This window comes from Olsenella sp. An285, assembly GCF_002159625.1.
GTDB classification, from domain to species: domain Bacteria; phylum Actinomycetota; class Coriobacteriia; order Coriobacteriales; family Atopobiaceae; genus Thermophilibacter; species Thermophilibacter avicola.
Genome location: NZ_NFIZ01000014.1, coordinates 1 through 26,298, shown reverse-complemented (window position 1 = coordinate 26,298; position 26,298 = coordinate 1). Strand labels below are relative to the sequence as shown.

At 68.5% G+C, this 26,298-nt stretch carries 23 protein-coding genes and 1 pseudogene; 8 read left to right on the top strand and 16 right to left on the bottom strand.

The features are described 5' to 3' along the window. The first annotated feature begins 126 nt into the window (after positions 1-126). Together B5F79_RS09060 and B5F79_RS09055 are read left to right on the top strand one after the other, a co-directional pair. Positions 127-891 carry a DeoR/GlpR family DNA-binding transcription regulator gene (locus tag B5F79_RS09060; protein WP_206391105.1) on the top strand — a complete coding sequence of 255 codons (765 nt, stop codon included), beginning with the start codon at positions 127-129 and terminating at the stop codon, positions 889-891. A 136-nt stretch (positions 892-1,027) separates the two neighbouring features. Further along, positions 1,028-2,947, top strand: a complete 1,920-nt coding sequence (locus B5F79_RS09055; protein ID WP_087220532.1) for a fructose-1,6-bisphosphatase — start codon at positions 1,028-1,030, stop codon at positions 2,945-2,947. 149 nt (positions 2,948-3,096) lie between these two features. Here B5F79_RS09055 and B5F79_RS09050 read toward each other — a convergent pair whose 3' ends face one another. The 9 genes from B5F79_RS09050 to B5F79_RS09010 form a co-directional block, all read right to left on the bottom strand. Further along, positions 3,097-3,405: a PLP-dependent transferase gene (locus B5F79_RS09050; RefSeq protein WP_087220529.1), complete on the bottom strand. Its 309-nt coding sequence runs from the start codon at positions 3,403-3,405 to the stop codon at positions 3,097-3,099. 15 nt (positions 3,406-3,420) lie between these two features. Continuing rightward, a complete protein-coding gene (gene thrS, locus B5F79_RS09045) occupies positions 3,421-5,184 on the bottom strand; it encodes a threonine--tRNA ligase (protein ID WP_087220526.1) in 1,764 nt (587 codons plus the stop codon). A gap of 456 nt (positions 5,185-5,640) precedes the next feature. Further along, positions 5,641-6,072 (bottom strand): zinc ribbon domain-containing protein, encoded by a 432-nt coding sequence (locus B5F79_RS09040; protein ID WP_075280274.1) that lies wholly within the window; start codon positions 6,070-6,072, stop codon positions 5,641-5,643. 69 nt (positions 6,073-6,141) lie between these two features. Then, entirely contained in the window at positions 6,142-7,548 is a 1,407-nt protein-coding gene (locus tag B5F79_RS09035) for a bifunctional folylpolyglutamate synthase/dihydrofolate synthase (protein WP_087220523.1), read from the bottom strand. Positions 7,549-7,794: 246 nt separating this feature from the next. After that, complete coding sequence (gene folE / locus B5F79_RS09030) at positions 7,795-8,388, bottom strand: GTP cyclohydrolase I FolE (protein WP_087220521.1); 594 nt, start codon at positions 8,386-8,388, stop codon at positions 7,795-7,797. A gap of 18 nt (positions 8,389-8,406) precedes the next feature. Then, positions 8,407-9,237 carry a formate/nitrite transporter family protein gene (locus B5F79_RS09025; protein ID WP_087220518.1) on the bottom strand — a complete coding sequence of 277 codons (831 nt, stop codon included), beginning with the start codon at positions 9,235-9,237 and terminating at the stop codon, positions 8,407-8,409. Then, entirely contained in the window at positions 9,234-10,088 is an 855-nt protein-coding gene (locus tag B5F79_RS09020; protein ID WP_087220515.1) for a bifunctional 5,10-methylenetetrahydrofolate dehydrogenase/5,10-methenyltetrahydrofolate cyclohydrolase, read from the bottom strand. The genes B5F79_RS09025 and B5F79_RS09020 overlap by 4 nt, the downstream gene beginning before the upstream one ends. Beyond that, positions 10,081-10,722, bottom strand: coding sequence for a cyclodeaminase/cyclohydrolase family protein (locus B5F79_RS09015; protein WP_087220512.1), 642 nt, complete (start codon positions 10,720-10,722; stop codon positions 10,081-10,083). Before B5F79_RS09015 ends, B5F79_RS09020 begins: the two co-directional genes overlap by 8 nt. Positions 10,723-10,744: 22 nt before the next feature. After that, positions 10,745-12,418 carry a formate--tetrahydrofolate ligase gene (locus tag B5F79_RS09010; RefSeq protein ID WP_087220509.1) on the bottom strand — a complete coding sequence of 558 codons (1,674 nt, stop codon included), beginning with the start codon at positions 12,416-12,418 and terminating at the stop codon, positions 10,745-10,747. Between the two features lie 174 nt (positions 12,419-12,592). Here B5F79_RS09010 and B5F79_RS09005 point away from each other — a divergent pair, with 174 nt between their 5' ends. Further along, positions 12,593-13,669: an aldose epimerase family protein gene (locus B5F79_RS09005; RefSeq protein WP_087220506.1), complete on the top strand. Its 1,077-nt coding sequence runs from the start codon at positions 12,593-12,595 to the stop codon at positions 13,667-13,669. Between the two features lie 186 nt (positions 13,670-13,855). Here B5F79_RS09005 and B5F79_RS09000 read toward each other — a convergent pair whose 3' ends face one another. Genes B5F79_RS09000 through iorA form a run of 3 tightly spaced genes read right to left on the bottom strand, consistent with a single transcriptional unit; the run spans position 13,856 to position 17,667 of the window. After that, a complete protein-coding gene (locus B5F79_RS09000) occupies positions 13,856-15,091 on the bottom strand; it encodes a phenylacetate--CoA ligase family protein (RefSeq protein ID WP_087220503.1) in 1,236 nt (411 codons plus the stop codon). 48 nt (positions 15,092-15,139) lie between these two features. Beyond that, on the bottom strand, positions 15,140-15,751 hold the full coding sequence (locus B5F79_RS08995; protein WP_206391103.1) for an indolepyruvate oxidoreductase subunit beta: 612 nt from the start codon (positions 15,749-15,751) through the stop codon (positions 15,140-15,142). Then, positions 15,748-17,667: an indolepyruvate ferredoxin oxidoreductase subunit alpha gene (iorA, locus tag B5F79_RS08990; protein ID WP_087220500.1), complete on the bottom strand. Its 1,920-nt coding sequence runs from the start codon at positions 17,665-17,667 to the stop codon at positions 15,748-15,750. The genes B5F79_RS08995 and iorA overlap by 4 nt, the downstream gene beginning before the upstream one ends. Positions 17,668-17,827: 160 nt before the next feature. On the opposite strand from iorA, the gene B5F79_RS08985 reads away from it, so the two are divergent. Both B5F79_RS08985 and B5F79_RS08980 read left to right on the top strand, forming a co-directional pair. Next, the gene (locus tag B5F79_RS08985) at positions 17,828-18,553 is read left to right on the top strand and encodes a tRNA threonylcarbamoyladenosine dehydratase (RefSeq protein ID WP_087220497.1); all 726 of its coding nucleotides are present in this window, start codon (positions 17,828-17,830) and stop codon (positions 18,551-18,553) included. A gap of 150 nt (positions 18,554-18,703) precedes the next feature. After that, positions 18,704-19,207 carry a DUF2798 domain-containing protein gene (locus B5F79_RS08980; protein WP_087220494.1) on the top strand — a complete coding sequence of 168 codons (504 nt, stop codon included), beginning with the start codon at positions 18,704-18,706 and terminating at the stop codon, positions 19,205-19,207. 81 nt (positions 19,208-19,288) lie between these two features. On the opposite strand, the gene B5F79_RS08975 is transcribed toward B5F79_RS08980, so the two are convergent. Continuing rightward, a complete protein-coding gene (locus B5F79_RS08975) occupies positions 19,289-20,242 on the bottom strand; it encodes a DMT family transporter (RefSeq protein WP_087220491.1) in 954 nt (317 codons plus the stop codon). A 386-nt stretch (positions 20,243-20,628) separates the two neighbouring features. On the opposite strand from B5F79_RS08975, the gene B5F79_RS08970 reads away from it, so the two are divergent. Next, entirely contained in the window at positions 20,629-21,150 is a 522-nt protein-coding gene (locus tag B5F79_RS08970) for a nitroreductase family protein (protein ID WP_087220488.1), read from the top strand. 86 nt (positions 21,151-21,236) lie between these two features. Here B5F79_RS08970 and B5F79_RS08965 read toward each other — a convergent pair whose 3' ends face one another. Beyond that, positions 21,237-22,106: an aldo/keto reductase gene (locus tag B5F79_RS08965; protein ID WP_087220485.1), complete on the bottom strand. Its 870-nt coding sequence runs from the start codon at positions 22,104-22,106 to the stop codon at positions 21,237-21,239. A gap of 145 nt (positions 22,107-22,251) precedes the next feature. On the opposite strand from B5F79_RS08965, the gene B5F79_RS08960 reads away from it, so the two are divergent. Together B5F79_RS08960 and B5F79_RS08955 are read left to right on the top strand one after the other, a co-directional pair. Continuing rightward, positions 22,252-23,112 (top strand): LysR family transcriptional regulator, encoded by an 861-nt coding sequence (locus B5F79_RS08960; RefSeq protein ID WP_087220482.1) that lies wholly within the window; start codon positions 22,252-22,254, stop codon positions 23,110-23,112. A 238-nt stretch (positions 23,113-23,350) separates the two neighbouring features. Beyond that, positions 23,351-25,234 carry an FtsX-like permease family protein gene (locus B5F79_RS08955; RefSeq protein WP_158094873.1) on the top strand — a complete coding sequence of 628 codons (1,884 nt, stop codon included), beginning with the start codon at positions 23,351-23,353 and terminating at the stop codon, positions 25,232-25,234. Between the two features lie 142 nt (positions 25,235-25,376). Here the strand turns inward: B5F79_RS08955 and B5F79_RS08950 are convergent, their stop codons facing one another. Together B5F79_RS08950 and B5F79_RS11155 are read right to left on the bottom strand one after the other, a co-directional pair. Further along, positions 25,377-26,066, bottom strand: a complete 690-nt coding sequence (locus B5F79_RS08950; RefSeq protein ID WP_241147299.1) for a response regulator transcription factor — start codon at positions 26,064-26,066, stop codon at positions 25,377-25,379. Continuing rightward, positions 26,063-26,298 (bottom strand): annotated as a pseudogene (locus B5F79_RS11155) (hypothetical protein); the annotation flags it as partial. The pseudogene B5F79_RS11155 and the gene B5F79_RS08950, both read right to left, overlap by 4 nt.

The following is a 26,298-nucleotide window of genomic DNA, read 5'->3' as shown; positions in this document are numbered from 1 at the left end:
CTCCCCGCTTCCTCCTGCGCCGCTCCCCGCGTCATCCGGGCGGGGAGCGGCGCTCCCGCGGGTCTCGGCGCGGCGTGGCGCCCGCGGGATTGAGTATGATGTGAGGAGGCCGTAGGGAGGAGCCAGATGGGCAGCAGCATGCGGGAGCGCCGCGAGCGCCTGGTACAGTTCGTCAACGCACAGGGGTCGGTCACCTTCGCCCAGCTCAAGAAGGAGTTCCCCGACGTCTCCGAGATGACGCTGAGGACCGACCTCAAGTCGCTCGACGAGTCCCGGCGCATCGTGCGGACGCACGGCGGCGCCCGCTCGGTGGAGTTCGTGGTGGGGACGGACGACCTCCTGCTCAACCGCACCACCAGGAACGTCGAGGCCAAGGCCGCCATCGCGCAGAAGGCCCTGGGGCTCGTGCGCCCGGACAGCACGATCTTCCTGGACTCCGGCTCCACCACCACCGCGCTCGCCCACGCGCTGCCGGACGACCGCCTCATCGTCTTCACCAACAGCCTCACCTGCGCGGCCGAGCTCGCGCGGCTCGAGAGGGCGCGCTGCATCATGGTGGGCGGCAACCTCAACCGCTACAGCATGAGCCTCAACGGCTCCAAGACCGTGGAGGACGTGAGCGCGCTCAACGTGGACCTGCTGTTCCTGGGCGTGACCGCCTTCCAGAGCTCCACGGGCTTCGCCTGCGGCTCGGACGACGAGGCGGCGCTCAAGCGCGCGCTCATCGCCCACGCCGAGCGCACTGCCGTCCTCATGGACTCCACCAAGCTGGGCCGCCGCAGCACCTTCAAGATCTGCGACCTGGCCGACGTGGACTACGTGGTCTCGGACGGCAACCTCACCGAGCACTTCAAGAAGTACTGCGAGGAGGCCGAGGTCGAGGTGCTCTAGGGCCCGCCGGCGCAGCCACGCGCGGCTCTGGCAGGACCCGCGTTACAAACGTGTTCTTCTCGCCGTGCCCACGTGCGCGATATCGATTCCATTGCCTCACACGGGGGGCAGACGACCGCAGAGAAGGGACAGCGCCATGCCCGAGAAGCCCGGGTCCTCCCAGTATCCCACGCCCGACCGCAAGTACCTGGAGCTCCTCTCGGAGAAGTTCCCCACCGCGCGCTCGGCGTTCTCGGAGGTCATCAACCTGGAGGCCATCCTCAACCTGCCCAAGGGGACGGAGCACTTCGTCTCCGACGTCCACGGCGAGTACGATGCCTTCAAGCACATCCTCAACAACTGCTCGGGCGTCATCCGCGAGCGCGTGGCGGCCACCTTCCGCTTTGAGCTCACCCACGACGAGCAGGCGGACCTCTGCACCCTCATCTACTACCCGCACAGGAAGCTCCGTCGCCTCAAGTCATCCGGAACGGTCACGGAGGAGTGGTACGCCATCACCCTCATGCGCCTCGTGCGCCTGGCGCGCTACCTCTCGGACTCCTACACCCGCTCCAAGGTGCGCAAGGCCATGCCGCAGGAGTACGCCTACATCATCGACGAGCTCCTGCACGCCTCCCCCGGGGAGGGCGAGCAGCGCCGGCGCTACCACCAGCGCATCATAGACACCATCGTGGACACGGGCTCTGCCGACGACTTCATCGTCTCCCTCGCCTCGCTCATCAAGCGCCTCGCGGTGGACCACCTGCACCTCGTGGGCGACGTCTTCGACCGCGGCTCGCACGCGGACAAGATCCTCGACCGCCTGATGGAGTACCACTCCGTCGACCTGCAGTGGGGCAACCACGACATCGTGTGGATGGGCGCCGCGGCGGGCTCGGCCACGTGCCTGGCAGCCGTGATCCGCAACAACATCCGCTACGACTCGCTCAAGATCCTCGAGGGCGCCTACGGCATCTCGCTTCGGGAGCTCGCGCTCTTTGCCGAGGCAACCTACCGCGAGGACGACGCGATGACGCCGCTCGAGAAGGCGATATCGGTCATCCTCTTCAAGCTGGAGGGGCAGACCATAGCACGGCACCCCAACTGGCACATGGAGGACCGCCTGCTGCTGGGGACCGTGGACCCCTCCCGCGGCGTCGCGCGCGTGGGAGAGAAGGACTACCAGCTCGTCACCGCCGACTTCCCCACCCTGGACCCGGCCGACCCCTACGCGCTCACGGACGACGAGCTGCGCGTGATGGACAACCTCCTTGCCGCGGTGCGCGGCTCCTACAAGCTGGAGGCGCACGTCGGCTTCCTCTACGAGCACGGCAGCGCCTACCTCGTGCACAACGACGACGTGCTCTTCCACGCGTGCGTGCCCATGAACGAGGACGGAACCTTCCACCCGGTGAATCACCAGGGGCAGCTCCTCGCCGGCAAGGAGTACTACGACTACGCGGACCGCCTTGCCCGCCGGGCCTGGCACGAGAGCGACGAGGTCTCGCTCGACTGGATGTGGTACCTCTGGTGCGGGCGCTACTCCCCGCTCTCCGGACGCGTGATCAAGACCTTCGAGCGCACGTACTTCACCGACCGCTCCACCTGGGCCGAGCCGCGCGACCCCTACTACGCCCTCACGGACAACCCGGAAGTCTGCCGCCGCATCCTGGAGGAGTTTGGGGCGGACCCGCGACACGGGCACATCATCAACGGCCACACGCCGGTCCACGCCTCCGAGGGAGAGAGCCCCGTGCGCGCCGGAGGACGGCTCGTGGTCATAGACGGCGGGTTCTGCCAGGCCTACCACAAGACCACCGGCATCGCCGGCTACACGCTCATCTCCGACCCGCGCGGCATGCGCATCAAGGCACATCGGCCCTTCGGCTCGATCGCGGACGTGCTCGACCTCAACGCGGACATCATGAGCGACGACGACCGCTTCGAGCTGGAGCCGCGCCCGCTCACGATAGACGACACGGATACCGGCGCGGACATCAGAGAGCAGATCGCCGACCTGCGCGCCCTGCTCGACGCCTACCGCTCCGGCGAGCTCCCCGAGCGCACCGCCCGCTGACGCGCCCCGCCCGCTCCGTCAGGCAAGAAGGACCTGAATTGCACAAATGGGGACGTGCCTGAAACGTGCAACATTTTGCACGTTTCAGGCACGTCCCCATTTGTGCAACATTTTGCACGTTTCAGGCACGTCCCCATTTGTGCACTCCGTCAGGCGAGAAGGGCCTCGAGATCCATGACCTGGTCGCGGGCGTCACGATCGTCTGCCTCCCAGAGGCGCCACTCCCCCGCCGCGCGATAGGCCACGCGCGGACCAAAACCTCCGACGAGCTCGTTCGCTGCCCGCGGGAAGTCGGGATCGGACTTGAGGCCCGGATAGCGCACGGCCTCCGCGCGCGGGTGGCACACGAGGTAGTTGGCCACCACCTGCGCCGCATCTGACACAACGCGCCAGCGCTCCCGTCCCATCTGGGACGAGAGCGCCGAGAGAGCGTCTATGTCGAGGTTCTTCTCGCCCACCGCGGCGCTTCTCGCCTAGCGACGCTCGGCGATCTCCGCGCGAACGTCGGCGATGAACTCGTCGAGGTCGCGAGCGTGCGTCTCGTTGGAGCGGTCGCGCACGGAGACGTTGCCGGCCTCGACCTCCTGCTCGCCCAGGATGAGCATGTAGGGCGGGCGGTCGACGGAGCGGGCCTCGCGGATCTTGTAGCCGATCTTCTCGTCGCGCTCGTCGAGAACGGCGCGGATGCCGGCGGCCTCGAGCTTCTCCGTGACGCCGCGCGCGTAGTCGCGGCTCTTCTCGGAGACGGGCAGGACCTTCACCTGGCAGGGCGCGAGCCACGTGGGGAACTTGCCGGCAAAGTGCTCGATCAGGATGCCGATGAAGCGCTCGATGGAGCCGAAGCACACGCGGTGCAGCATGATCGGGCGCTTCTTGGAGCCGTCGGCGTCCGTGTACTCCAGGTCGAAGTTGATGGGCATCTGGAAGTCGAGCTGCACCGTGCCGCACTGCCAGGTGCGGCCGAGCGAGTCCTCCAGGTGGAAGTCGATCTTGGGGCCGTAGAAGGCGCCGTCGCCCTCGTTGACCACGTAGTCCTTGCCCAGCTTCTCAAGTGCCACGCGCAGCGCGGACTCGGCGCGCTCCCAGTCCTCGTCCGAGCCCATGGAGTCCTCGGGGCGGGTGGAGAGCTCGAGGTGGTAGGTGAAGCCGAACTTCTCGTACACGGAGTCGATGAGGTTCACCACGCCCACGATCTCGTCGGTGAGCTGGTCAGGACGCACGAAGAGGTGGGCGTCGTCCTGGTTGAAGCAGCGCACGCGGAAGAGGCCGTGCAGGGCGCCGCGCATCTCGTGACGGTGTACGAGGCCGATCTCGCCGGCGCGGATGGGCAGCTCGCGGTAGCTGTGCGGCTTGGCGGCATAGACGAGCACGCCACCAGGGCAGTTCATCGGCTTGATGCAGTACTCCTCGTCGTCGATGATAGTGGAGTACATGTTGTCCTTGTAGTGGTCCCAGTGACCGGAGGTCTTCCAGAGCTCCTTGTTCATGATCATGGGCGTGGAAATCTCCACGTAGCCCGCGGCGCGGTGGATCTCGCGCCAGTAGCTCAGCAGCTCGTTCTTGAGGATCATGCCGTTGGGCAGGAAGAACGGGAAGCCGGGGGCCTCGTCGCGCATCATGAAGATGTCCATCTCGCGGCCGATCCTGCGGTGGTCGCGCTTCTTGGCCTCCTCGAGCAGGCGCAGGTGCTCGTCGAGCTCGTCCTTGGTGGCGAAGGCGGTGCCGTTCACGCGGACGAGCATCTTGTTGTCCTTGTCGCCCTTCCAGTAGGCGCCGGAGACGCCCGTGAGCTTGAAGGCCTTGAGGGCCTTGGTGTAGGTGAGGTGCGGGCCCACGCACATGTCGATGTACTCGCCCTGCTGATAGAAGGTGATGCGGGCGTCCTCGGCAAGGTCGCCGATGTGCTCGACCTTGTACTTCTCGCCGCGCTCCTGCATGAGGGCGATGGCCTCCTCGCGGGGAAGCTCGAAGGTCGTGAACTTGAGGTTCTCCTTCACGATCTTCTTCATCTCGGCCTCGATGGCCGGGAAGTCCTCCTCGGAGATCTTCTGGCCCTCGGGGAGGTCGATGTCGTAGTAGAAGCCGTTCTCGGTGGCGGGACCGTACGCGAAGTCGGCCTCGGGGTAGAGGCGCTTGATGGCCTGGGCCATGATGTGCGCGGCGCTGTGACGGACAACGTGGGTGACCTCGTCCGCCGGGCACTCGTCGATGTGGCCGTCGTTGTACAGGACCTTCATGGGAATACCTCTCTGTCGGGTGTCGTGCTCGCCGAAACATGAAAAACGCCCGCACGCCGCCCGTGGGCAGCGTCGAGCGATATGCGGCGCCTGTCCGGGGCCTGCCGGCCCGGGGAAGGGACAGACGCCTAGATAGTCTGCGTTCGAGCGATATGTGCGAAGATGCGCCGCATCTCTGCCTTTCGTCTTGGTTGCACGACAAAGGTTTACCACAAAAGCGCGCGCGCCATGCACGGGGAAACAGATTCGCAGCATCTGCGCGGAAGGGCACGACCAGACGGGACGCGGAGTTTGGGGTTTGGGTCTTGGGTCCTGCTGGACGATTTAGCGGCGAGATTCGTCCGTGCGCACCCAAGACGCTCTCGCACCGCGGCGCAACCAGACTCGAACCATCACTAAAATGGCCCCGCCGAAGCGGGGCCCTGCGTGCCGAGAAGAACCTGAAGTTCGCGGGCGCTACTGGATGCGGGTGCGGCAGTAGGGGCAGACCTTCCAGTCCGCGTTGAGCGGGCGGTGGCAGGTGGGGCAGACGTTGCGCACCTGGGTGTTGCAGATGGGGCAGACCACGAAGTCGCGGTCGATGGGGGCGCCGCACTTGGGGCAGATGCCGTAGTGGGAGAGCTGGTGCTCGCGCAGGGCGATGTCGAGGTCCTGCTCCTCGCGGTCGATGAGGTAGGAGCTCGGACGCAGGATAACGTAGGCGAGCAGGCCAACGATGGGGATGACGGAGATGATGGCCCACATCCACCACGGCTCCGCTCCACGGCGCTGGGCGTCGCGGATCACGTAGACGATGGAGAGGATGTAGAGCATGACGACGCACACGACCATGAGGTAGAGGACCATGCGGACCTCGGGGGTAATGAGCTGGTCGAACAGTTCCTGCATCTCGGGGACTCCTTTGATCTGGTGGGTGCCACGTAACGGCGTCGCATACAGCGAGAATTGTAGCAAAAGCTACAGGAAATGGGCCGCAAGCTCGCCAGCGAGGGTGATGGATCCGCAGGCCACGTACGATTCTCCACATAATGCCGACGTTGCAGCCTCAACCGTTGGATACGTTTCCGTCACCTCAGCGCGCGCTTCACGGAAGATTCGAGCGAGCTCCGCGGCAGGAAGCGCGCGCGGGGACGACGTCTGCGTGACGGCCACACGCGGGAACGCCCCCGCCAGAAGGTCCACGATGCCGCGCACGTCCTTGTCCGCAAGCACCGCGGCGAGAAGGACCGGGCGTTCCTCGCGGCTGGGCACGACTGCGTCCACGGCGGTGAGGAAGGTGGCCACGGACTGCGGGTTGTGGCAGGCGTCTATAAGAACGGGGGGCTCGGGGCGCAGCAGCTGGAACCGACCGGGCGTGGGGCACTGGACGACGGAGGTGAAGAGCGCGTCGGCGTCGAGCACTCGGCCGAGGTGCTCCTCCACAAGCGCCACGGCGCACGCGACGTTGGCGGCCTGGTAGGCGGGCTTGAGGGCGGCGAGCTCAGCGTAGGTGGCGCGGGGGGTGGTCACGGTGAGCTCAAGCGGGGCACCCAGGCGGTGCGGGCGCTTGGTCACGAGGTAGCTCGCACGAGGGAGGTCGACGTGCTCACGCGGGACGTCGGGATGCATCTCCCCCGCCGCGTCCTCGAGACGCTCGGGACGAAGGAGCACCGGGGTCACGCCCTCCGCACGGACGCGGTCGAGGAAGACGTCCTCCACGGAGTCCGGCGTGGCGGTGCCCACGCCCAGCACGCAGCGCCGGCCATGCCGGATGACGGCGGCCTTCTCGCCAGCGATCTCCTCGAGCGTGTTGCCCAGGACATGCATGTGGTCGAGCCCTATGCCCGTGACGGCGACGGTGCGGATGGACTTCACGGCGGAGGTGGCGTCCCAGCGCCCGCCCATGCCGCACTCGAGCACGGCCACGTCGACCCCGGCCTCGGCAAAAACCACCATGGCGGCCACGGTGAGCGTGTCGAACTCGGTGATGTCGTAGGGCCGCTCGCCCGCGGCGGCGCGGCGCGCGTTCACGCGCTCCCCTGCCACGCGCGCGGCGGAGACGCCATGCGCGAAGGCTTCCTCTGACACCGGGCAGCCGCCGACCTCCATGCGCTCGGTGTAGCTCACGAGCTCGGGCGACGTGTAGAGGGCGGTGCGGAGCCCCTCGCCGGAGAGGATCGCCGCGGCGTAGCGCGAGGTTGACGTCTTCCCGTTGGTCCCCACCACCTGGAGGCTCTCGAAGGCAAGGTCCGGGTCCCCAAGCTCCGCGAGCATGTCGACGACGGTCTCCAGCAGGGGGCAGATGCCAAAGCGCAGCGCCCCGTGCACGATACCGAGCGCCTCCTCGTACGAAATCTCCGGCACCTCGAACGGCAGCTGATACATACCCACTCCCTCGTAGCTCCTCGCCGAGGGGACCTTGGGCATGCCCCGGCGCTCAGACAGTCCTCGCCGCAAAGGGCGCGGCTGCGGAACTCGCGGCGGGACATGCCCAAGGTCCCCTCGCAAGGTTGTCGAGGACGTGCGACTCGCGAGGCGTCGGACGGGAGGGGTCCGCCGCGAGTTCTTGCCGCGCCCTTTGCGGCAAGCTGTCTGAGCGCCGGACCCCTCCCGCCCGACGCCCCAGGGGCCCTACAGCCCCAGAAGCCTCAGGGCCTCCTGGCGGGTCTTGAGGTCGCGCAGGCACCCCCGGACAGCGGAGGTGGTGGTGAGGGCGCCGGCCGCGCGCACGCCGCGCATGGTCATGCAGGTGTGCTCGGCCTCCAGCACCACGAGCACGCCCAGGGGGTCGAGCTCGCGCACCATCGCATCGGCGATCTGCCCGGTGAGCCGCTCCTGAACCTGGAGGCGCCGCGCGTAGCCCGAGACGCAGCGCGCGATCTTGGAGAGCCCGGTGATGCGACCGTCGCGCGGGATGTAGCAGACGTGGGCGCGGCCGGTGAAGGGCAGGATGTGGTGCTCGCAGAGCGAGGAGAAGGGGATGTCCTTCACGATCACCATCTCCTGGTTGCCCGGCTCGTGGAACTGCTTGCGAAGGTGCGCGCCAGGGTCCTCCTGGGTCCCTCCTAGGATCTCCTCGCAGGCGCGGGCCACGCGGTCGGGCGTGCCCAGGAGCCCCTCGCGGTCGGGGTCCTCCCCTATCGCGAGCAGGAGCTCGCGGACGGCCGCCTCCACGCGCGGCCTGTCTATGGGCCCAAAGCCCTGTGCGTTCTTCTCCAAACCCATGCCCCTCTCCGCGGCGCGCTACTCGCCGCTCTTGCGCGAGCGGCCGTACACGAACCAGTAGGATACGCCCACGAGCACGACGCCGCCCACGAGGTTGCCGAGCGTGGCCGCGGTGAGGTTGCTCAGGACCCCGCCGGCGTCCACCGTGCCCGCCACGCCCGTCGCCTGGAGCATGAGCGCGTAGGGAAGGAAGAACATGTTGGCCACGCAGTGCTCGAAGCCGCAGGCCATGAAGGCCATGACGGGGAGAAGCGCCGAAAAGAACTTGTCGGTGACGGAGACGGCGGCGTGGCCGACCCACACGGCGAGGCACACGAGCAGGTTGCAGAGGACGGCGCGCGCGAAGGCCGTGACCCAGCCGAGGGCGACCTTGCCCTCCGCGACGGCTATCGCGGCCTCGCCGAGGGCGCCGCCGTTGGCGGTGGCCACGCCCGCGGCGATCATGAGGCATGCGGCGAGGACGGCGCCCACGAGGTTGCCCGCGAGCACGAGCGCCCAGCTCTTGAGGAGTCTCCCCCACGAGAAGCGCCCCGCGAGGGCGCCCATCACCATGAGGCAGTTTCCGGTGAAGAGCTCGGCACCGGCGGCGAGGATGAGGAAGAGCCCCAACGTGAACGAGAAGCCGCCCAGAAGCTGCGTCGCCGCGAAGGGCAGCGAGGCGTCGGACTTGATCACGAGCATGAACGTGGCGCCCAGCGCGATGAAGGCGCCCGCCATGACGGAGAGCGCGAGGGCGCTCACCACGTCCGTGTTGGCCTTGGTCGCCGCGACGCGCTCGTTCTTGAGCTCCATCGAGGCGGGGGTCATCGCCCCGCTGTAGGAAGACGATGGCTTCTCGGTCACCTTCATCGGCAGGTCCTCTCTGCGGCCTCCACTACGTGTCGGGCCAGGATAGCGGTTGTTATGGATCCGATGCCCCCGGGCACCGGCGTTGCGGCAAGGACCACGGGGGCCACGGCGTCGAGATCGACGTCGCCCACGAGGCGGCCCTCGGCCTCGTCCCAGTTTATGCCCACGTCAACGACGACCTGGCCCTCGCGAACGCACTCCGCGCCGAGCATGCGGGCGCTGCCCGCCGCCGCCACGACGACGTCCGCGCGCCGGCAGCACGCGGCGAGGTCCCGCGTGTGGGTGTGACAGGTGGTGACGGTGGCGTTCCTCGCAAGGAGAAGCGCGGAGACCGGGCGCCCGATCACGAGGGAGCGGCCCACGACGGTGACCTCGGCGCCGTCGAGCTCCACGCCGTAGTGGTCGAGAAGGGCGATCACGGCCTCAGCCGTGCAGGGGGCGAAGCCCGCGCCCGCCCCGGCGAGCGTGGACAGGAGCGACGACGGCGTGGCGGCGTCCACGTCCTTCTCGGCGGCTATGGCGGCGCAGGACGCGGCCTCGTCGAGATGTGCGGGAAGCGGGCGGAAGAGCAGGACGCCGTGAACGTCCCCCCGCGAGCAGAGCCCGCGCAAGGTCCCCTCGAGCTCGTCCTGCGAGCAGCCCTCGGGCAGCTCGCGGCGCTCCACGGCAATCCCCGCGGCGAGGCAGCGCTTCTCGGCACCCCGCTCGTAGGCGAGGTCGTCCGGGCGGGAGCCCACGCGCACGAGGGCGAGCCGGGGGGTCACGCCAGCGTCCGCGAGGCACGCCGCACGCGCGGCGACGTCCTCGACTATGGCCTTGGCTACGGGGGCTCCCCTCAGGAGCTCAGCCATGCCTCACGCTCCCGCCGATGCGGTCCGTGACGGAGAGCGCGAGCCGCTCCGCGCGCGGAACGTACTCGTCCAGAAGCTCGCTCACGGAGCCCTCGATGCGCTCCGCCACGTAGCGATCCTTAAGGGCGGAGGTGTTGACGTAGACGTTCACGCTCGCGCACTCGAGGGCCGCGCGCACGAGGAGCGCCCCGCACGCGACGTCCGAGATGAGCTGCCCGGAGCACATGGTACCCATCTGCTCCAGGAGCACGATGGCGCGGCAGCACTCCCCCATCATCGCCAGCGGGGCCATGCAGGCGCCCTCGACGGCGCTCTCGATGGCCTCGGCGCGCGCGGGATCGTCCTTGGGCATGCGCCACGCGGCGAGCACGGGGCCAAAGCCGTCGGCGTCCTCCTCCACGAGCTCGAGCAGGCGGTAGCGGACGTCCTCGGCCTCCTCCATGAGGGCGGCGACGTCGGCCTCGTGCTCGGCGCAGCGCGGGTTGCCCTGCGTGAAGGCGCCCGCCATCGAGCAGAGCGCCGTGCCGAGAGCGCCCACGAGCGCGGCGGCGCCGCCCCCGCCGGGCGTGCTCTCGCGCGCGGCGAGCCTATCGGAGAACTCCTCGCAGCTGAGCTCGGTGAACCTGTCTCCCATGACGGGACCCTTTCGCTCGGGGCTAGAACAGGCCGACGATCTTGCCGTCGGGCGTGACGTCGATCTTCTCCGCCGCGGGGACCTTCGGCAGGCCCGGCATGGTCATGATGTCGCCCGTGAGCGCCACCACGAAGCCGGCGCCGGCGGAGACGCGCAGGTTCCTCACCGTGACGCGGAAGCCCTCAGGGGCGCCCAGCTTGTTCTGGTCGTCGGTGAAGGAGTACTGGGTCTTGGCCATGCAGATGGGCAGGCCGCCGAAGCCCTGCTCCTCGAGCTGGGCCATCTGGCGGCGAGCCGGCGCGGTGAAGTCAACGCCGTCGGCGTGGTAGACGCGCGTGGCGATGGCCTCGATCTTCTGGGCGAGCGTGCCATCGAGCTCGTAGGCGTACGTGAAGTTTGCCGGCTCCTCGCAGAGGCGCACGACCTCGTTGGCGAGCGCGACGCCGCCCTCGCCGCCCTTGGCCCAGACCTCGGAGAGCGCGACGTTGACGCCCAGCTCGCGGACGCGGCGCTCGACGAGGTCGAGCTCCGCCTGGGTGTCCGTGGGGAAGGCGTTGATGGCAACGACCACGGGCAGGCCCCAGACGTTCTGCACGTTGGAGACGTGGCGCAGCAGGTTGGGAAGACCGGCCTCGAGGGCCTCGAGGTTCTCGGTGGTGAGCTCGGCCTTGGGCACGCCGCCGTTGTACTTGAGGGCGCGGACGGTGGCCACGAGCACCACCGCGGAGGGGACGAGGCCCGTGGCGCGGCACTTGATGTCGAGGAACTTCTCCGCGCCGAGGTCCGCGCCAAAGCCGGCCTCGGTGACCACGTAGTCCGCAAGCTTCATGGCCGTGGTGGTGGCCATGACGGAGTTGCAGCCGTGGGCGATGTTGGCGAAGGGGCCGCCGTGGACGAAGGCGGGGTTGCCCTCGAGGGTCTGGACCAGGTTGGGCTTGATGGCGTCCTTGAGAAGCGCCGTCATGGCGCCCTCGGCGTGGATGTCCGCGACGGTGACGGGCTGGCGATCGTAGGTGTAGGCGATCACCATGCGCGCGAGGCGGGCCTTGAGGTCGGCGAGGTCCGTGGCCAGGCAGAAGACCGCCATGACCTCGGACGCAACGGTGATGTCAAAGCCGTCCTGGCGCGGCATGCCGTCCGCGACGCCGCCCAGGCCGTCCACCACGTTGCGCAGCTGGCGGTCGTTCATGTCCACGCAGCGCTTCCAGACGATGCGGCGGGGGTCGATGCCCAGGGCGTTGCCCTGCTTGATGTGGTTGTCCAGCATGGCGGCGCAGAGGTTGTTGGCCGCGCCGATGGCGTGGAAGTCGCCGGTGAAGTGCAGGTTGATGTCCTCCATGGGGACGACCTGCGCGTAGCCGCCTCCCGCGGCGCCGCCCTTGATGCCAAACACGGGGCCGAGCGAGGGCTCGCGCAGGCAGAGCATGGTCTGGTGGCCGAGACGGTTCATCGCGTCGGCGAGGCCCACGGACGTGGTGGTCTTGCCCTCGCCCGCGGGCGTGGGGTTGATGGCGGTCACCAGGACGAGCTTGCCCTTGCTCGGGCGGTCGGCGAGCGAGTGGATGTCCACCTTGGCCTTGGTGCGCCCGTAGGGCTCGAGCATCTCCTCCGTGAGGCCGGCGCGCGCGGCGACCTCGGAGATGGGCAGCATCTTCGCCTCCTGGGCGATCTCGATGTCGGACTTGTAATCGGCCATGGTGGGCCTCCCTCGGACGGCGTTCTCGGTCATGGAGCATCGAACCTCTACTATAGCGCGAGCCGTACGGACCGTGATTCGCGCGGCGGCTAACGGCCCGGCCGCCACGCGGCCCACACGTCTCTGACACGCATGTCCTACACTGTGGGAAAGTCCCCAACGCGGAGGTGCGCCATGATCGAGAGACAGCCCTTTGGAACCACCCCCGACGGAGCGGCCGCGACCCGCTACGTCCTTGTCGCCGGCTCCGCGCGCGTGGCCGTCACGGACTACGGCGCGACGCTGCTCTCCGTCGAGGTTCCGGACCGCGACGGCAGGGCGGGCGACGTCCTGCTGGGCTACGGCTCGCTCGAGGGCTACCTCGGTCCCAACCCCGCCTGCTACGGCGGCACCATCGGCCCCGTGGCAAACCGCACGGACCGCGCGGAGGTGCCCCTTGCGGGCGCGGTCTACCACCTGCCCGGAAACGACGGGCCCAACGCCGCCAACAACCTCCACACGGACCTCGACCACGGCCTTCACCGACGCGTGTGGTCCGCCCAGGCGGACGACGCCGCAAACGCCGTGCGCATGACGTGCCGCATGGCAGACGGCGAGCTCGGCCTGCCGGGCAACCGCACGTTCTCCGCGTCCTTCTCGCTCGCCGAGAAGGACGGCGCGGCCGAGCTCACCATCTCGTATGCGTGCGAGTCCGACGCGACCACCTACGTAAACATGACGAACCACGGCTACTACAACCTGGCAGGGCACGCCTCGGGCTCGGTCCTAGGGGAGCTCGTGACGCTTGACGCGGACGCCTTCCTCCCCGTGCGCGTGGACTCCGTCTCGGAGGGCGAGGTGCGCGACGTGGCGGGCACGCCGTTCGACTTCCGCTCGCCCAAGGCGCTCGGGGCGGGTGCCGATGCCGACGACGAGCAGATCCGTCGGGCGCGCGGCTACGACCACTGCATGTGCGTGCGGGGATACGAGGCCGGCGGCGCCCCGCGCCACGCGCTGCGCACGGAGGACCCCGCGAGCGGCCGCGCCATGGACGTCCTCATAACGGCGCCCGGGGCGCACCTCTACACCGGCAACTGGCTGGACGATTCCGAGACAAAGGACGGCGCCGCCTACGGGCCGCGCGCGGGCTTCGCCTTCGAGCCCGAGTTCTACCCGGACAACATCCACCACCCCGAGTGGGAGCAGTCCGTCTGCGAGCCGGGGAGCCCCTGGACGTCCACCATCGTCCTGCGCTTCTCCGTCACCGATTAAGGTCAGGCGAGAAGGACGGGCGCCTCGCCGACGCCCCCACGGTCGCCGGCCCTTCTCGGCCCCTCGTTCTTCTCGGCATCTCCGCCCATCCGCGAAAAAGAGCTTCTGCCACAATTTGCCTTCAGATCCGGTCAAAGAGTGGCGGAAGCTCTTATTCGATGGGCGCCCGATGGGCTGCCGCGCCCCCTACTCGTAGCGCTCGTCGAAGACGCGGCGCGTCTTCTTCTCGCTGCGCGGCAGGACGCCGAGCTCGACGACCTTCACGAGCGGCGTGAAGCCGATGCGGCGCTTGACCTCGTGCGCGACGTCCTCGGCGAGGTCGAGGAAGTCCTGCGTGCCGTCGGTCTCCACGTAGATGCGCATGGTGTCGCGGCCCTCGAGGTGCGAGATGCGGATCTGGTACTCGCTCGAGAGCTGCGGGTACTCCTGGAGCACCTCCTCGATCTGGCGCGGGAAGACGTTGACGCCCTTGATCTTGACCATGTCGTCCGAGCGGCCCTGCAGAGCGTCGATGCGCGGGTAGGGACTGCCGCAGGGGCACGCGCCCGGGATGATGCGGCTGAGGTCGTGCGTGCGGAAGCGGATGAGCGGCGCGCCCTCCTTCACGAGCGTGGTGATCACGATCTCGCCCCACTCGCCGTCGGGCAGCGGCTCGCCGGTGGCGGGGTCGACGATCTCGATGTAGATGAAGTCGTCCCAGTAGTGCATGCCGTCCTCGGCGTCGCAGGAGATGCCGATGCCGGGGCCATAGACCTCCGTGAGGCCGTAGATGTCGTAGATCTGGATGCCCAGGCCCGCCTTCACGCGGTCGCGCATCTTCCTGCCCCAGCGCTCCGAGCCGATGACGCCCTTGCGAAGGGCAATCTGGTCGCGCATGCCGCGGGCCTCGACCTCCTCCGCCAGGAGCAGCGCGTAGCTCGACGTGGCGCCGATGACCGTGGTCTGCAGGTCGACCATGAACCGCAGCTGCTTCTCCGTGTTGCCGGGACCCATGGGCACGACCATCGCGCCGAGCTTCTCCGCGCCCGCCTGGAAGCCGATGCCCGCCGTCCAGAGGCCGTAGCCGGGCGTAATCTGGATGCGGTCCTCGGCGGTGATGCCGGCGAGCTCGTAGCAGCGCGCGAACTGCGTGGCCCAATCGTCCACGTCGCGCGCGGTGTACGGGATGATCACGGGCGTGCCCGTGGTGCCCGAGCTCGAGTGGATGCGCACGATCTCGCGCTCGTCCACGGCGGAGACCCCGAGCGGGTAGCAGTTGCGCAGGTCCTCCTTCTCGGAGAACGGCAGCGCGAGGAAGTCCCCCTCCGCGCGGACCTCGGTGACGCCGGCCTCCTGGAGGCGGCGGCCAAAGTAGTTGCCCGACGCCACGAGGCGCTGGACCTGCTCGTTCACGAGCTTGAGCTGGGACTCGCTGATCTTCATGCTGGCTCCTCTGTGAATTGGGGACAGTCCCCAATTTGCAGAAACGTTTTATGTGAATTGGGGACTGTCCCCAATTGACAGGGCGCGAAGGTCGAGGTCGAGGAAGCGGGGCGAGACGGTGGCGCGGACGGCGGCCTCGAGGTCGTCCACGGTGACGGGGCCAAGGGCGCCGGCACGAGCCGCGGCGCCCAGGAGGACGACGTTGAGCACGCGCGCGGTGCCGAGCTCCGCCTCCGCGGCCGCGGCGTCAACGATCACGAGGCTCTTCTCGCCCACGCGATCGCGAAGGTAGGACATGATGGCGGGCAGGTCGTAGGCAGGGCCGCCCGTGGCGGCGGAGACCGGGACCACGGGCACGTCGCTCGTGACGACCATGCCGCCCTGCCGCAGGAACGGCAGCTGGCGCACGGCCTCCGCGGGCTCGAAGGCGACGATCGCGTCCGCCCGCCCGCGGCCGACGAGCGGAGAGGCGGCGCCCTCCCCCAGCCTCACGTGGCTGAACACCGAGCCGCCGCGCTGCGCCATGCCGATGGTCTCGGCGGTCTTTACGGGAAGCCCCCGACCCATGGCGGCCCGGGCGAGCAGCTTGGACGCGAGGACGGCCCCCTGACCGCCCACGCCGGCAAGGATGACGTTGGTGCCCCTGGCGATCTCGCTCACAGGCGCTCACCTCCCGAGATGGCATGCGTGGGACAGATCTGCTCGCAGAGCGTGCAGCCCGTGCACTGCGTGGCGTCTATGCGGACCTTGCCGGTTGCCGCGTCCGGAACGAGCGCGGGGCACCCAAGCTCCCGCACGCAGCGCTGGCAGCCGACGCACTTCTCGGCATCCACGACGCTCGTAGCCTGCGGTTTGGCGAGAACCACGCACGGGCTCCGGAAGATGATGGCCTTGACGCCGGGCTGGTCTGCCACGCGGCGCACGGTCTCCACCGCGCGCTCGTGATCGAGCGGGTCCACGGTCTCCACCACCGTGAGCCCGATGGCGAGAAGGACGCGCTCGATCGAGACCCTCTCCACGACCTGGCCCATCATCGTGCGGCCCGTGCCCGGGTGCGGCTGGTGGCCCGTCATTGCCGTGGTGGAGTTGTCGAGCACCACGAGCGTCATGTCTGCCTGGTTGTAGAACGCGTTCACCACGCCGGTAATGCCGGAGGCGAAGAAGGTGGAGTCGCCCACGAACGCGAAGGCCTTAGTGTCGGGCTCCACGTGCGTGACGCCCTGGGCGATGTTGATGCCCGCCCCCATGCAGAGGCACGTGTCCACCATGTCGAGCGGCTTGGCGTTGCCGAGCGTGTAGCAGCCGATGTCGCCGCAGAACAGGGTCTTGCGTCCGCGCATCGCACGCTTGACGGCGTAGAAGCTCGCACGATGCGGACAGCCGGCGCAGAGGACGGGGGGACGGATGGGGAGCTGCGGGGGCGCCGGGAGGTCCTTCTCCGTGCTCAAACAGTCCTCTTCGCACGGACGAGCCACCGGCTCGTCCGGCTCATGCGGAACTGCGCGCGGAGAAGGATCTCCCGGCACGAGCTCGTCAGCCACTTCCCTACCGAGGAAGTTGTCAATCGCGCGACCGACCGACTCGACGGTGTTCTCTCCCGAGGGTTGGATGTCGGCGGTGAGTTTGCCGCGGATCTTGACGGTGAGGCCGCGTCGGCCGCAGGTGGCGATGAGGGCGCGCTCGATCACGGGGTCGAGCTCCTCGACGCAGAGGACCTCGTCGAGGCCGTCGAGGAAGTCGGCCGCGAGGGGCTCCGGGAAGGGGTATGGGGTCGCCACGCGGAGCACCCGCACGTCGTCCTTCTCGCTCAGGTTTTCGGCGACGTAGGTGGCGCTGATGCCGTGGGTTGCGATGCCGAGGCGCGGGCGGGCACCCAGACCGGCCGTCTGGCGGACGGTGTTTCTCGCGTAGCCGGAGAGGCGCTTGGCAAGCTCCGCGTCGCGCCTCTCGATGGCGGCGTGGGCGCGCACGGAGAGCGCGGGGAAGATGACCCAGCGGGACGGGTCGCGGACGAAGCCCTCTGGATCGAGACGAGTCCAGTCACCCTCATCGGCCACCTCCACGTCCTCGTAGCCGTGGTCGACGCGCGTGGTCGGGCGCACGATCACGGGGCAGCCGAGCTCCTCGGAGAGGTCAAAGGCCTCCCCCATCATCGCGTAGGCCTCGGACGGGCTCGACGGGTCCAGGATCGGCAGCTTGGCGTAGGCCGCGAAGGTGCGCGTGTCCTGCTCGGTCTGGGACGAGATGGGACCCGGGTCGTCCGCCACGAGCACGACCATGCCACCCTTGACGCCGATGTAGGAGAGGCTCATGAGCGGGTCGGAGGCGACGTTGAGGCCCACCTGCTTCATCGTGACGAGCGCGCGGGCTCCCGCGTAGGCGGCCCCGGCGGCAACTTCGAGCGCGGCCTTCTCGTTGACGGACCACTCCACGTAGACGCCCTCGCCCCGGCGGCGCGCCGCGGTCTCCAGCACCTCGGTCGACGGCGTGCCCGGGTAGCCAGCCACCACGTTCACGCCCGCGGCGAGCGCGCCCACCGCCATGGCCTCGTTGCCCATCAGGAACTCTCTGTGCATGCGGCCCCCTCTCACGTTAGGCCGCACTCTACCAGAGGGCCCGCGCAGCTTGGCGGAACCGTCGCTAACCGGTAACGTGTGGTCTGTGAATTGGGGACAGTCCCCAACTTGCATATGTGAATTGGGGACTGTCCCCAACTTGCAGACGGCGGGAGGCAACATGGCGGAGACGGCGACGGACAGGCTGAGGCTCGTCATCGGCGACGAGGGGCTCGCGCGGCTCGCCAGGGCGCGCGTGGCCGTAATCGGCCTCGGCGGCGTGGGGTCGTCCTGCGCGGAGGCGCTCGCCCGCGGCGGCGTGGGCCACCTGGTGCTCCTGGACCGCGACGTGGTCGCCCCGAGCAACATCAACCGCCAGGCGCTCGCCTTTACGAGCACCATAGGCCGGCCCAAGGCCGAGGTCATGCGCGCGATGGCGCTCGACATCAACCCCGAAGCCGACGTCACCGCCGTCACCGCGTTTCTGGACAAGGACGCGCTGCCGGCGCAGATGGACGCCCTCGGGCCGCTCGACTATGTGGTGGACGCCATCGATACCGTGGCCCAGAAGCTGCGCCTCGCGCAGTGGTGCCAGGAGCGCGGCGTCCCCGAGCTCTCCGCGATGGGCGGCGCCAACAAGCTCGACCCCTGCCGCCTGCGCTTCGCCGCCATCGAGGACACCGTCAACTGCCCGCTCGCGCGCGTCATGCGAAAGGAGTGCCGCCGCCGAGGCATCCGCGGCCTGCGCGTGCTCTTCTCGGACGAGGAGCCGGTCCGCATGGAGCGCATCTCAGACGAGCAGTGGCTGCGCGAGGGGTCGCTCCTGGGCACGATGAGCTACCTGCCCCCCATCATGGGCCAGATGCTCGCCAGCCGCGTGATTCGCGACCTTCTGGGGTGGGCGTGACGCAAGCCGCGTGCGACAGAACCCTCCGGAGCATCTGTCGCGAAGGGGCGTCCGCCACAAAATCACCGCTTACGCGCGACGTGGAAAGTTGGTAGGGTAGCTCCTCGCATTCGCCCGCCCTGCGGGTCCCGTCGAGAAAGGTCTGCCCCCATGCCCACCAACAAACGCGAGAGCCTCATCTTTACGATCATCATGTGCTTCTGCATGGTGCTCTGGATGTCCGTCTACAACGTCGCTCGCGTGCATGGCTGGAGCTTCGGCTCCGGAACGCTGGCCGACGCATGGCTCGGCTTCCCGCCGGCCTACGTGGTGGCGATGCTGCTGGACGTTCTTCTCGCCAGCCGGTTTGCCAAGTGGTTTGCGTTCCGCTTCCTGGTGACGCCGGGCAAGAGCAGCCGCCTTGCCATCACGCTGGCCATCAGCACGATGATGGTCTTCCCAATGGTGCTCTTCATGTCGCTCTACGGCGCGCTCGAGGCGTTCACGCACGTGGGCGACCCGGCCATGATCCTGCCCACGTGGATCGCGAACATCCCGTGGAACTTCGTCGCCGCGCTGCCGTGGAACCTGCTGGTGGCGGGCCCGCTCTCGCGCTGGGTCTTCCGCCGCGCGTTCCCTGAGGGGACGGTGCTCGCGGAGCCGGTCTGCGCGTAAGCGGGCGCCCGCAGCTCTCCCGGCAGATCGGGCCACCGACGGAACCCCACGGCATCGCGCTCGGGGCCCTCCGGCATGGCCTCACCGCATTGTATGCCGTGAGAGAAGGCTCGGCGCCTGCGCAAGGCACACGCCCGCGAGAATCACCACCACGCCCAGCCACTCGACGACGCCGAGCGGTTCGCCGAGCACGACCATGGCGATGAACAATCCCGCGGGAAGCTCCGCAGCGGCCATGACGGTTGAGAGGCCGGCGGGCAGGTGTGGCGACCCCAGGCCAAAGAGCAGCACGGGGCACATGAGGCCGAAGAAGCCCGCGACCGCGGCAAAGGGCAGGATGCCCTGGAAGACGACGCCCGACACCAGGTAGTCCGGGCACACGGTGAGCGACATGACGCCCGCCCCCAGGCACACGACGAGGCCGCGCTGCTCGTTGGAGCAGAGGGCCTTCACCTTACCGGAGAGCGTCACGAAGAGCGAGCAGGTCACGGCGGCGCCGAGCGCGCAGAGGAGGGCCACCGGGTCGTAGCCCGCAAGCCCCGTCCTGTAGACGCCGCTCGCGAACACGGTGCCGAACACGATGACCGCCGCCGAGGCGACCTCCACGAAGCGCGGAGCTCGGCGCGTCATGATGGTCTGCCAGACGAGCCCCATCCACGTGAACTGGAAGAGCAGCGTGAGCGCCACCGGTGCGGGCAGCACGCTCATGGCGTAGCAGTACAGAATCGAGGTCGTGCAGGTGAGGGCACCGAGCCCCATGAGTTTAAGCACCTGCTTGCCGGAAAGACGCTGCCACCGCACACCGCGCAGACGGCCGAGAAGCACCGCGAGCCCGAAGAACAGGAAGCCGAACCACGCCTGGCTTGCAACCACCTGCGCGGAGGTGAAGCCCGCCGCGTAGGCGAGCTTGTAGGTGGTCGCCATCGCCCCATAGCAGGCGCCGCCCGCGAACACCTGGAGTGCCGCCACCGCCCGGCGGCGTCCCGAGGGCGCCATCCCCGCAGACGGCATCGGCCGATCGATCACGTTTTCCATAGCCGTTCCTCCTCTCGCCCCGCAACGCGAGGCTTCGGCCCTGTGCGTCTCGGGCTCTCGGAGGGAGGCTGGCGCGTCATCACGTGATTGACGGCGCAAAAAGCCGCACAACCGGAGCTCCGTTGTGCGGCAAAAAGGTGGCTTGCGCCCAGAAAAGTCCACACGATTTTAGACGAACTGACTGTACGGGCCTTGCCTGCAGAAGTCAAGCGACGGCGAGAAGTCCTTGTCGACGCTTGACGCGGCACAGAGAGCTCCCATAATAGGTCTCGAAAATCCCAGCGGATTTTTCCGGATGCCGCCATCATCTTTTCGCCGCTCACCCGCCTTAGGGCAGGTGGGCGGCTTTTCTGTATCGACGGGTCCGGCGAGAGAAGGGACATGGCATGGCGAACGAACTCATCGACCTCATCAAGACGCGCAGGAGCGTGCGCAGCTACAGGGCGGACCCCGTCCCCCAAGAGCTGCTCGACACCGTGCTTGAGGCGGGCACCTACGCGCCCACGGGCGGCGGGCACCAATCGCCGGTGATCGTGGCCGTGACGAGCCCCGAGACCCGCGAGCGCCTGCGCGCGCTCAACGCCGCCGTCATGGGCAAGGAAACCGACCCGTACTACGGCGCGCCGGCCATCGTGGTGGTGCTCGCCGACAGCGGACGCGGCACCTTCGTGGAGGACGGCTCCTGCGTGCTCGAGAACCTCATGCTCGCGGCGCACGCCGTGGGCCTCTCCAGCTGCTGGATCCATCGCGAGCGCGAGATCTTCGACAGCGTGGAGGGCAAGGCGCTCCTCAAGGAGTGGGGCCTGCCCGAGGCGCTGCGCGGCGTGGGCGCCATCGCGCTCGGCTACGCCGACGGCCCCGAGCCCGCCGCCGCCCCGCGCAAGGACGGCTACGTGCTGCGCGCGTAGCTCAAACAATTCACACGTTCCGGAAAGGGGCGCTCTGCCGGCAGCATCGATGCTCCCAGCAAAGCGTCCCCTGTCCGCCTGCGTCGCTAAAGACGAGTCCTCACGCTGCTCACGCCGTGGAGCGTCTTCACAAACGCCGGGTCGTCGTGGTTCACGATCTCGCTGTGGTCGAGGGTGAGCCCGGCGATCTTCGCCATATCATCGTCGGTAAGCTCGAAGTCCCACACGTCGATGTTCTGCTCCATGCGGTCGCGGTGCACGGACTTGGGGATAACCACCACGCCGCGCTGGATGTTCCACCGCAGGGCCACCTGCGCCGCGGTCCTGCCGTACTTCTCGCCAATCGCGATGAGGACGGGATGCGTGAAGATGCCGTGGTTGCCCTCGGCGAAGGGACCCCACGCCTCGGGTACCACGCCGTACTCGCGCATCGTGGCGAGCGCCGCCTCCTGCGAGAAGAACGGGTGAAGCTCCACCTGGTTCACGGCGGGCGTCACCTCGACGGTCTCGCAGAAGTCCGCCAGGCGCGCCGGGTAGAAGTTGCACACGCCGATGGCGCGGATGGTGCCGGCGCGATACGCCTCCTCCATGGCGCGCCAGGCCCCCACGTAGTCGCCGACCGGCTGGTGGATGAGATAGAGGTCCAGGTAGTCAAGACCGAGCTTGTCGAGCGAGGTCTCAAGCGCCGCCTTGGCGCCCTCGTAGCTCGCGTCCCGCACCCAGAGCTTGGTGGTGACGAAGAGCTCCTCGCGAGGCACGCCGCTCTCGCGAATGGCGGCGCCCACCGCCTCCTCGTTCATGTAGGCCGCCGCCGTGTCGATGAGGCGATAGCCGCAGTCGATGGCGTGGAGCACCGCCTGCTTGCATACCGCAGGGTTGGGTACCTGGAACACCCCGAAGCCCTCGCACGGCATCTCGATACCGTTGTTGAGCGTCACGGTCTGAACGTTTGCCATGGTAGATTCCCTTCTCGCCTAATCGCACCGTCCTTTGACCCCACCATCATGCTGCGAAAAGCGAATGCCGCGCCCTACGCATTCGAGCAGTTAGCATGCATAACGTGCATACTGAGAAGGACACACCAGAACACGGGAGACACCCATGACCATCGAGCAGCTCGAGCACATAGCCTGCGTCGCACGAACGGGATCCATATCCCGCGCCGCCGCCGAGCTCCACATGTCCCAGCCGGCGCTCAGCCGCTCCATCCGGCGGCTTGAGGACGAGCTTGGCTGCGACCTGTTGCGCCGCACCGCGAACAGGTCGGCGCTCACCGAGGCGGGCCGCATCGCGGCAGACTACGCCGACGACCTGCTCCGCACCTATCGGCGCATGCGAGACGAGCTGTCCTCGCTCGAGACGCGCCGCCGCATGCTGCGCGTTGGCACCTGCGCGCCCGCTCCGCTCTGGCGCGTCACGCAGCTCGTGGTGGAGACCTCGCCTGGCACCATCATCGCCTCTGAGTCGCTTGATTCGCAGCATCTGGAGCGCGCCCTCATGGAGGGCACGCTCGACGCCGCCATCATGCTGCGACCGCTTGCGTTCCCCGGCTTCATCTCGCAGCCCATCATGACCGAGAGCCTTTCGGTGCTCCTACCGAGCATGCACCCACTCGCGGCGGAGCGGACGCTGCGGTTCCGGGACATCGACGGAGAGACGTTCCTCGTCTACGCCAACATCGGCTTCTGGCGCAGCGTCGTCGTGCGCGAGCTGCCGCGCGCTGAGCTCCTCTGGCAAGAGGACCGCTCGATGTTCGAGATGCTCCTCTCCACGAGCGACGCGCTCGCGTTCAGCACGGAAGCGTCTGAGCCGTACACGGCGCACGTGTCGGGCGACCTTGGCGACCGCGTCGCAGTCCCACTCAGTGACGCCAGCGCTCACGCCACGTTCTACCTCGTGTACCGCACGAACGAGAGGGGTCAGGGCCCGGAGCTCATCGAACGCATGCTGCCGCACCTATGAGATTCATAGTTACGCACCGTCTGAGTGCGATGGGCAAGAAGACATCGGCGCCGTACGAGAAACGCTCTTCCTCAACCAGACGCAGCTCATTTAGCCGGTGAAGCCTCGCGTCATTTCTCCCGCAACGAAGTATATTTGCCGGTACCTACGCGTCAGCCGCGCCAGAATCGAGGCGCAGGCGGGCGAGCGTGGCGATAAGGCCGAGCGCGAGCAGCGGGAGCGTTCCGAGAACCGCCGCGTGCGTGCCGCTTCCCGCGATGAGCGCGCCGCCGAGGGCATCTGCGAACGGGGTGGGTACTACTTCTTCCACGACCACCTCCTCAGCGCCCTCGGCCTGAGCGATATCTACGCCCTCGACGCCGCCTTCGGGCTCGCGTGCGCGGGCGTCGCCGCCGTGGCGTGCCTCGTGACCGTCACGCTCGTCTCGGGGACCTTCCGCGTCTCGCTCGCCGAGCGCGTGCGTCAGTTCGGGCTGTTCTCCTCGGCGGGGGCGTCCTGTCGCCAGCTCGTGCGCGCCGTGCTCGTGGAGGCGGCGCTCCTGTGCGCGGTGGGAATCCCGGCGGGGCTCGCGCTCGGCGTCGCGCTGGACGCCGTGGCGCTGCCACTCGTGGCGGACGACACGGCGTGGGTGACGGGCGGCGTGCCGGTCGCGCTCGACGTCCGTCCCGAGGCGCTGCTTGGCGCGGCGGCAGTGTCTGCGGCGACGGTCCTGCTTAGCGCGCTTGCGCCCGCGCTGCGCGCGAGCCGCCTGCCCGCCGTTGAGGCGATGCGCGGGGACGGAAGCACGGGGGCACGCGGAGGCCGCCCGGGTACCGGGGCGCCTCTCCCCCGTCGCACGGCAGGCGGTCGCGACGTGACCGCTCTTCTCGCCAGCCGCTTTCACCGTGCGGGGCGCGGGCGCGACCGGGCGACGGTCGCGGCGCTCGCCGTCTCCTTCGCGCTGCTGGTGGGAGGCGGCGTCCTGGGAGCGTACTTCGGCCGGGCCTCCGTCCTCGAGGGGACGCCCGCGGACGTGAGCGCGGGCGTGAGCGCCGAGGGGACCGCCAACATGCCTGGGGCGGAGGGCGAGCTGCCACACCTGCCGGCACTTCTCGAGCGGCTGCGCGCGCTGCCGGGAATACGGAGCGCCGGGTTCGTCTCCAAGACCCAAACCCTGCTCGACCTCGACGACTCCTCCGTGGCGACTTGGGCGAAGGAGTCACTCTGGCGACCGGAGGGCAATCTCCCTGACGCCGCCGGGGACGACGTCTTTGGCACGGTCTACTACGTTGACGACGTCACGTGGGAACTCCTGCTCGGGGAGGCCGGGGCCGAGAAGGACGCGCAGGGGTGCGTCGTCGTGAACGAGGTGCTCGACTCCGGGCACGAGGGGCAGCAGCCGTTTGGGGACGCGCTTCTCGGCACGCGGCTGTCCCTCTCCGGAACGGAGGTCTTGTGGGAGGTCGTGGGTCTTCTCGACGAGGTCCCGGGGTGGTTCTGGCTCTCTCGCGGCGCGCTGGAGAGCGTGCTGCCCACGGTGCTCGCGCCGGCGTCGTCCGTCGCGGGGGCCGACCGGGAGGACATCGGGTACGGCATGACCACGCTCTACGCGACGGCAGATGACTCGTCTGCGACGGCGGCCGACGTGGATCGGCTTCTCGAGGAGAACCCTGCGCTCGCCACCTGGGACGGCGTCGTCGACGAGCGGGCCGAGGCGCACCAGTCTGAGGCGCTCTACGGCGCCATACGGGCGCTCCTGTCGACCTTTGGCGTGGCTGCCGCCGCCGTCGGCGTGGCGAGCGCGTTCAACTCCTCGGCCGCGAGCGTGCTTTTGCGCGCGCACGACTTCGCCGTGCTGCGCTCCGTCGGGATGGGCGAGCGCGACCTGAGGAGGATGCCCGCGCTCGAGTGCACGCGCACGGCAGCGTGGGGCCTCGCGCTTGGACTCGCCGCCGCGCTCGCGCTCGGCGCCTGGATCGGCACGCAGGGCGGCCTCACCATGCGGAGCCTGGGGCTAGAGGTGCCGTGGGCGCACGTCGTAGGCGCCGTGGCACTGGTGGCGCTCGCCCTTCTCGCCAGCTGCGCCCACGCGCTGCGCCGCCTGCGGGCCGCACCGCTCATCGACGCCCTCCGCACGGAGTAGCTTCCCCCCGCGGGCGCCAGCGCGCGGCCCTGTTCGGATTTGGGTTCGCTGCAGGGGCCTCAAGAGTCTCCGCAGCAGAGCACTTTCAGCGTTTCCGCAGGCAGTACGCGTGCGGGCTCTTATCGCTCGCTCCTAGAGGACCTCACGACGAACCCAAATCCGTTGGGGGCTTGTCGGTTGAATGTAGGGTCTTCGGGAAGACAGGCCAGCGCTCGACGTTGACCACGATGCTTCCGCTTGACACCGCGCGAACTGCCAGCTTGAGCAGGTTGTCATAGCCCGTCTTCGCGAGCATCTCGGAAATGCGCCGCTTTACCGTGCCTTCACTCATGTACAGCGCCGCCGCTATCTCCCTGCGGCTCTTCGCCTGACAGGTGAGATACAAGATCTTGAGCTCGAGCTCGTCCAGCAGCTCGACTTCGGGGGCATCACCCTTCCGAGATGAGGGAAAGGTCGAGTACCCCTCTACGGTGGATCGAATCACCGACAGCAGGTCGTCCGTCCTGACGTTCTTATAGATAAAGCTGTCAACGCCCGCCTCACGCGCCTGGCGGACAAAGGTCACGTCCGACATGCCCGTCATGATGACCGTCTTCACCTGCGGGCGAGCCTCCCTGAGCTTCCTCGCGGCAATGATGCCGCTCGAATTGTTCTCCGTGCACACGTCGAGCAGCGCCACGTCAATCTCACGGCCAGCATCGAGGTCGAGCACGTCCGCCGCATCGGCGAGCGAGGCAACGACCTCCATGTCGAGCTCGCGATTGATGGCGGCAACCAAAGAGTCCCTCAGCATGGTCTGATCTTCCACGACCACAACGCGAATCACCCTCATCGCTCTCCTTCCTCGACGGCCTGGCCCACGGCACCAAAAGCGTGGCGGGGCACGACCGCGCGTACCGTAAACGTGGGGGTCGGCTCCACGTACAGGACCCCGCCCACCTCCTCCACCGCCAGACGCATGCCCGGGATGCCCGACCCACACGCCTCGGCCGCTTTGAGCGGCGTCCCGTTGTCGCAAATCGACAGAGACCAGCATGCCCGACGCCCGTGCTGCCCGTCCCTCC

Coding starts and splice junctions, on each gene's coding strand:
- iorA (WP_087220500.1), bottom strand. CDS start 17,667: ATGCACAGAGAGTTCCTGATGGGCAACGAGGCCATGGCGGTGGGCGCG.
- B5F79_RS09060 (WP_206391105.1), top strand. CDS start 127: ATGGGCAGCAGCATGCGGGAGCGCCGCGAGCGCCTGGTACAGTTCGTC.
- B5F79_RS09020 (WP_087220515.1), bottom strand. CDS start 10,088: ATGGCTGAGCTCCTGAGGGGAGCCCCCGTAGCCAAGGCCATAGTCGAG.
- B5F79_RS08950 (WP_241147299.1), bottom strand. CDS start 26,066: ATGAGGGTGATTCGCGTTGTGGTCGTGGAAGATCAGACCATGCTGAGG.
- folE (WP_087220521.1), bottom strand. CDS start 8,388: ATGGGTTTGGAGAAGAACGCACAGGGCTTTGGGCCCATAGACAGGCCG.
- B5F79_RS09015 (WP_087220512.1), bottom strand. CDS start 10,722: ATGGGAGACAGGTTCACCGAGCTCAGCTGCGAGGAGTTCTCCGATAGG.
- B5F79_RS08975 (WP_087220491.1), bottom strand. CDS start 20,242: ATGGAAAACGTGATCGATCGGCCGATGCCGTCTGCGGGGATGGCGCCC.
- B5F79_RS09035 (WP_087220523.1), bottom strand. CDS start 7,548: ATGTATCAGCTGCCGTTCGAGGTGCCGGAGATTTCGTACGAGGAGGCG.
- B5F79_RS08985 (WP_087220497.1), top strand. CDS start 17,828: ATGGCGGAGACGGCGACGGACAGGCTGAGGCTCGTCATCGGCGACGAG.
- B5F79_RS08960 (WP_087220482.1), top strand. CDS start 22,252: ATGACCATCGAGCAGCTCGAGCACATAGCCTGCGTCGCACGAACGGGA.
- B5F79_RS08965 (WP_087220485.1), bottom strand. CDS start 22,106: ATGGCAAACGTTCAGACCGTGACGCTCAACAACGGTATCGAGATGCCG.
- B5F79_RS08970 (WP_087220488.1), top strand. CDS start 20,629: ATGGCGAACGAACTCATCGACCTCATCAAGACGCGCAGGAGCGTGCGC.
- B5F79_RS09010 (WP_087220509.1), bottom strand. CDS start 12,418: ATGGCCGATTACAAGTCCGACATCGAGATCGCCCAGGAGGCGAAGATG.
- B5F79_RS09005 (WP_087220506.1), top strand. CDS start 12,593: ATGATCGAGAGACAGCCCTTTGGAACCACCCCCGACGGAGCGGCCGCG.
- B5F79_RS09055 (WP_087220532.1), top strand. CDS start 1,028: ATGCCCGAGAAGCCCGGGTCCTCCCAGTATCCCACGCCCGACCGCAAG.
- thrS (WP_087220526.1), bottom strand. CDS start 5,184: ATGAAGGTCCTGTACAACGACGGCCACATCGACGAGTGCCCGGCGGAC.
- B5F79_RS08980 (WP_087220494.1), top strand. CDS start 18,704: ATGCCCACCAACAAACGCGAGAGCCTCATCTTTACGATCATCATGTGC.
- B5F79_RS09040 (WP_075280274.1), bottom strand. CDS start 6,072: ATGCAGGAACTGTTCGACCAGCTCATTACCCCCGAGGTCCGCATGGTC.
- B5F79_RS09000 (WP_087220503.1), bottom strand. CDS start 15,091: ATGAAGATCAGCGAGTCCCAGCTCAAGCTCGTGAACGAGCAGGTCCAG.
- B5F79_RS09025 (WP_087220518.1), bottom strand. CDS start 9,237: ATGAAGGTGACCGAGAAGCCATCGTCTTCCTACAGCGGGGCGATGACC.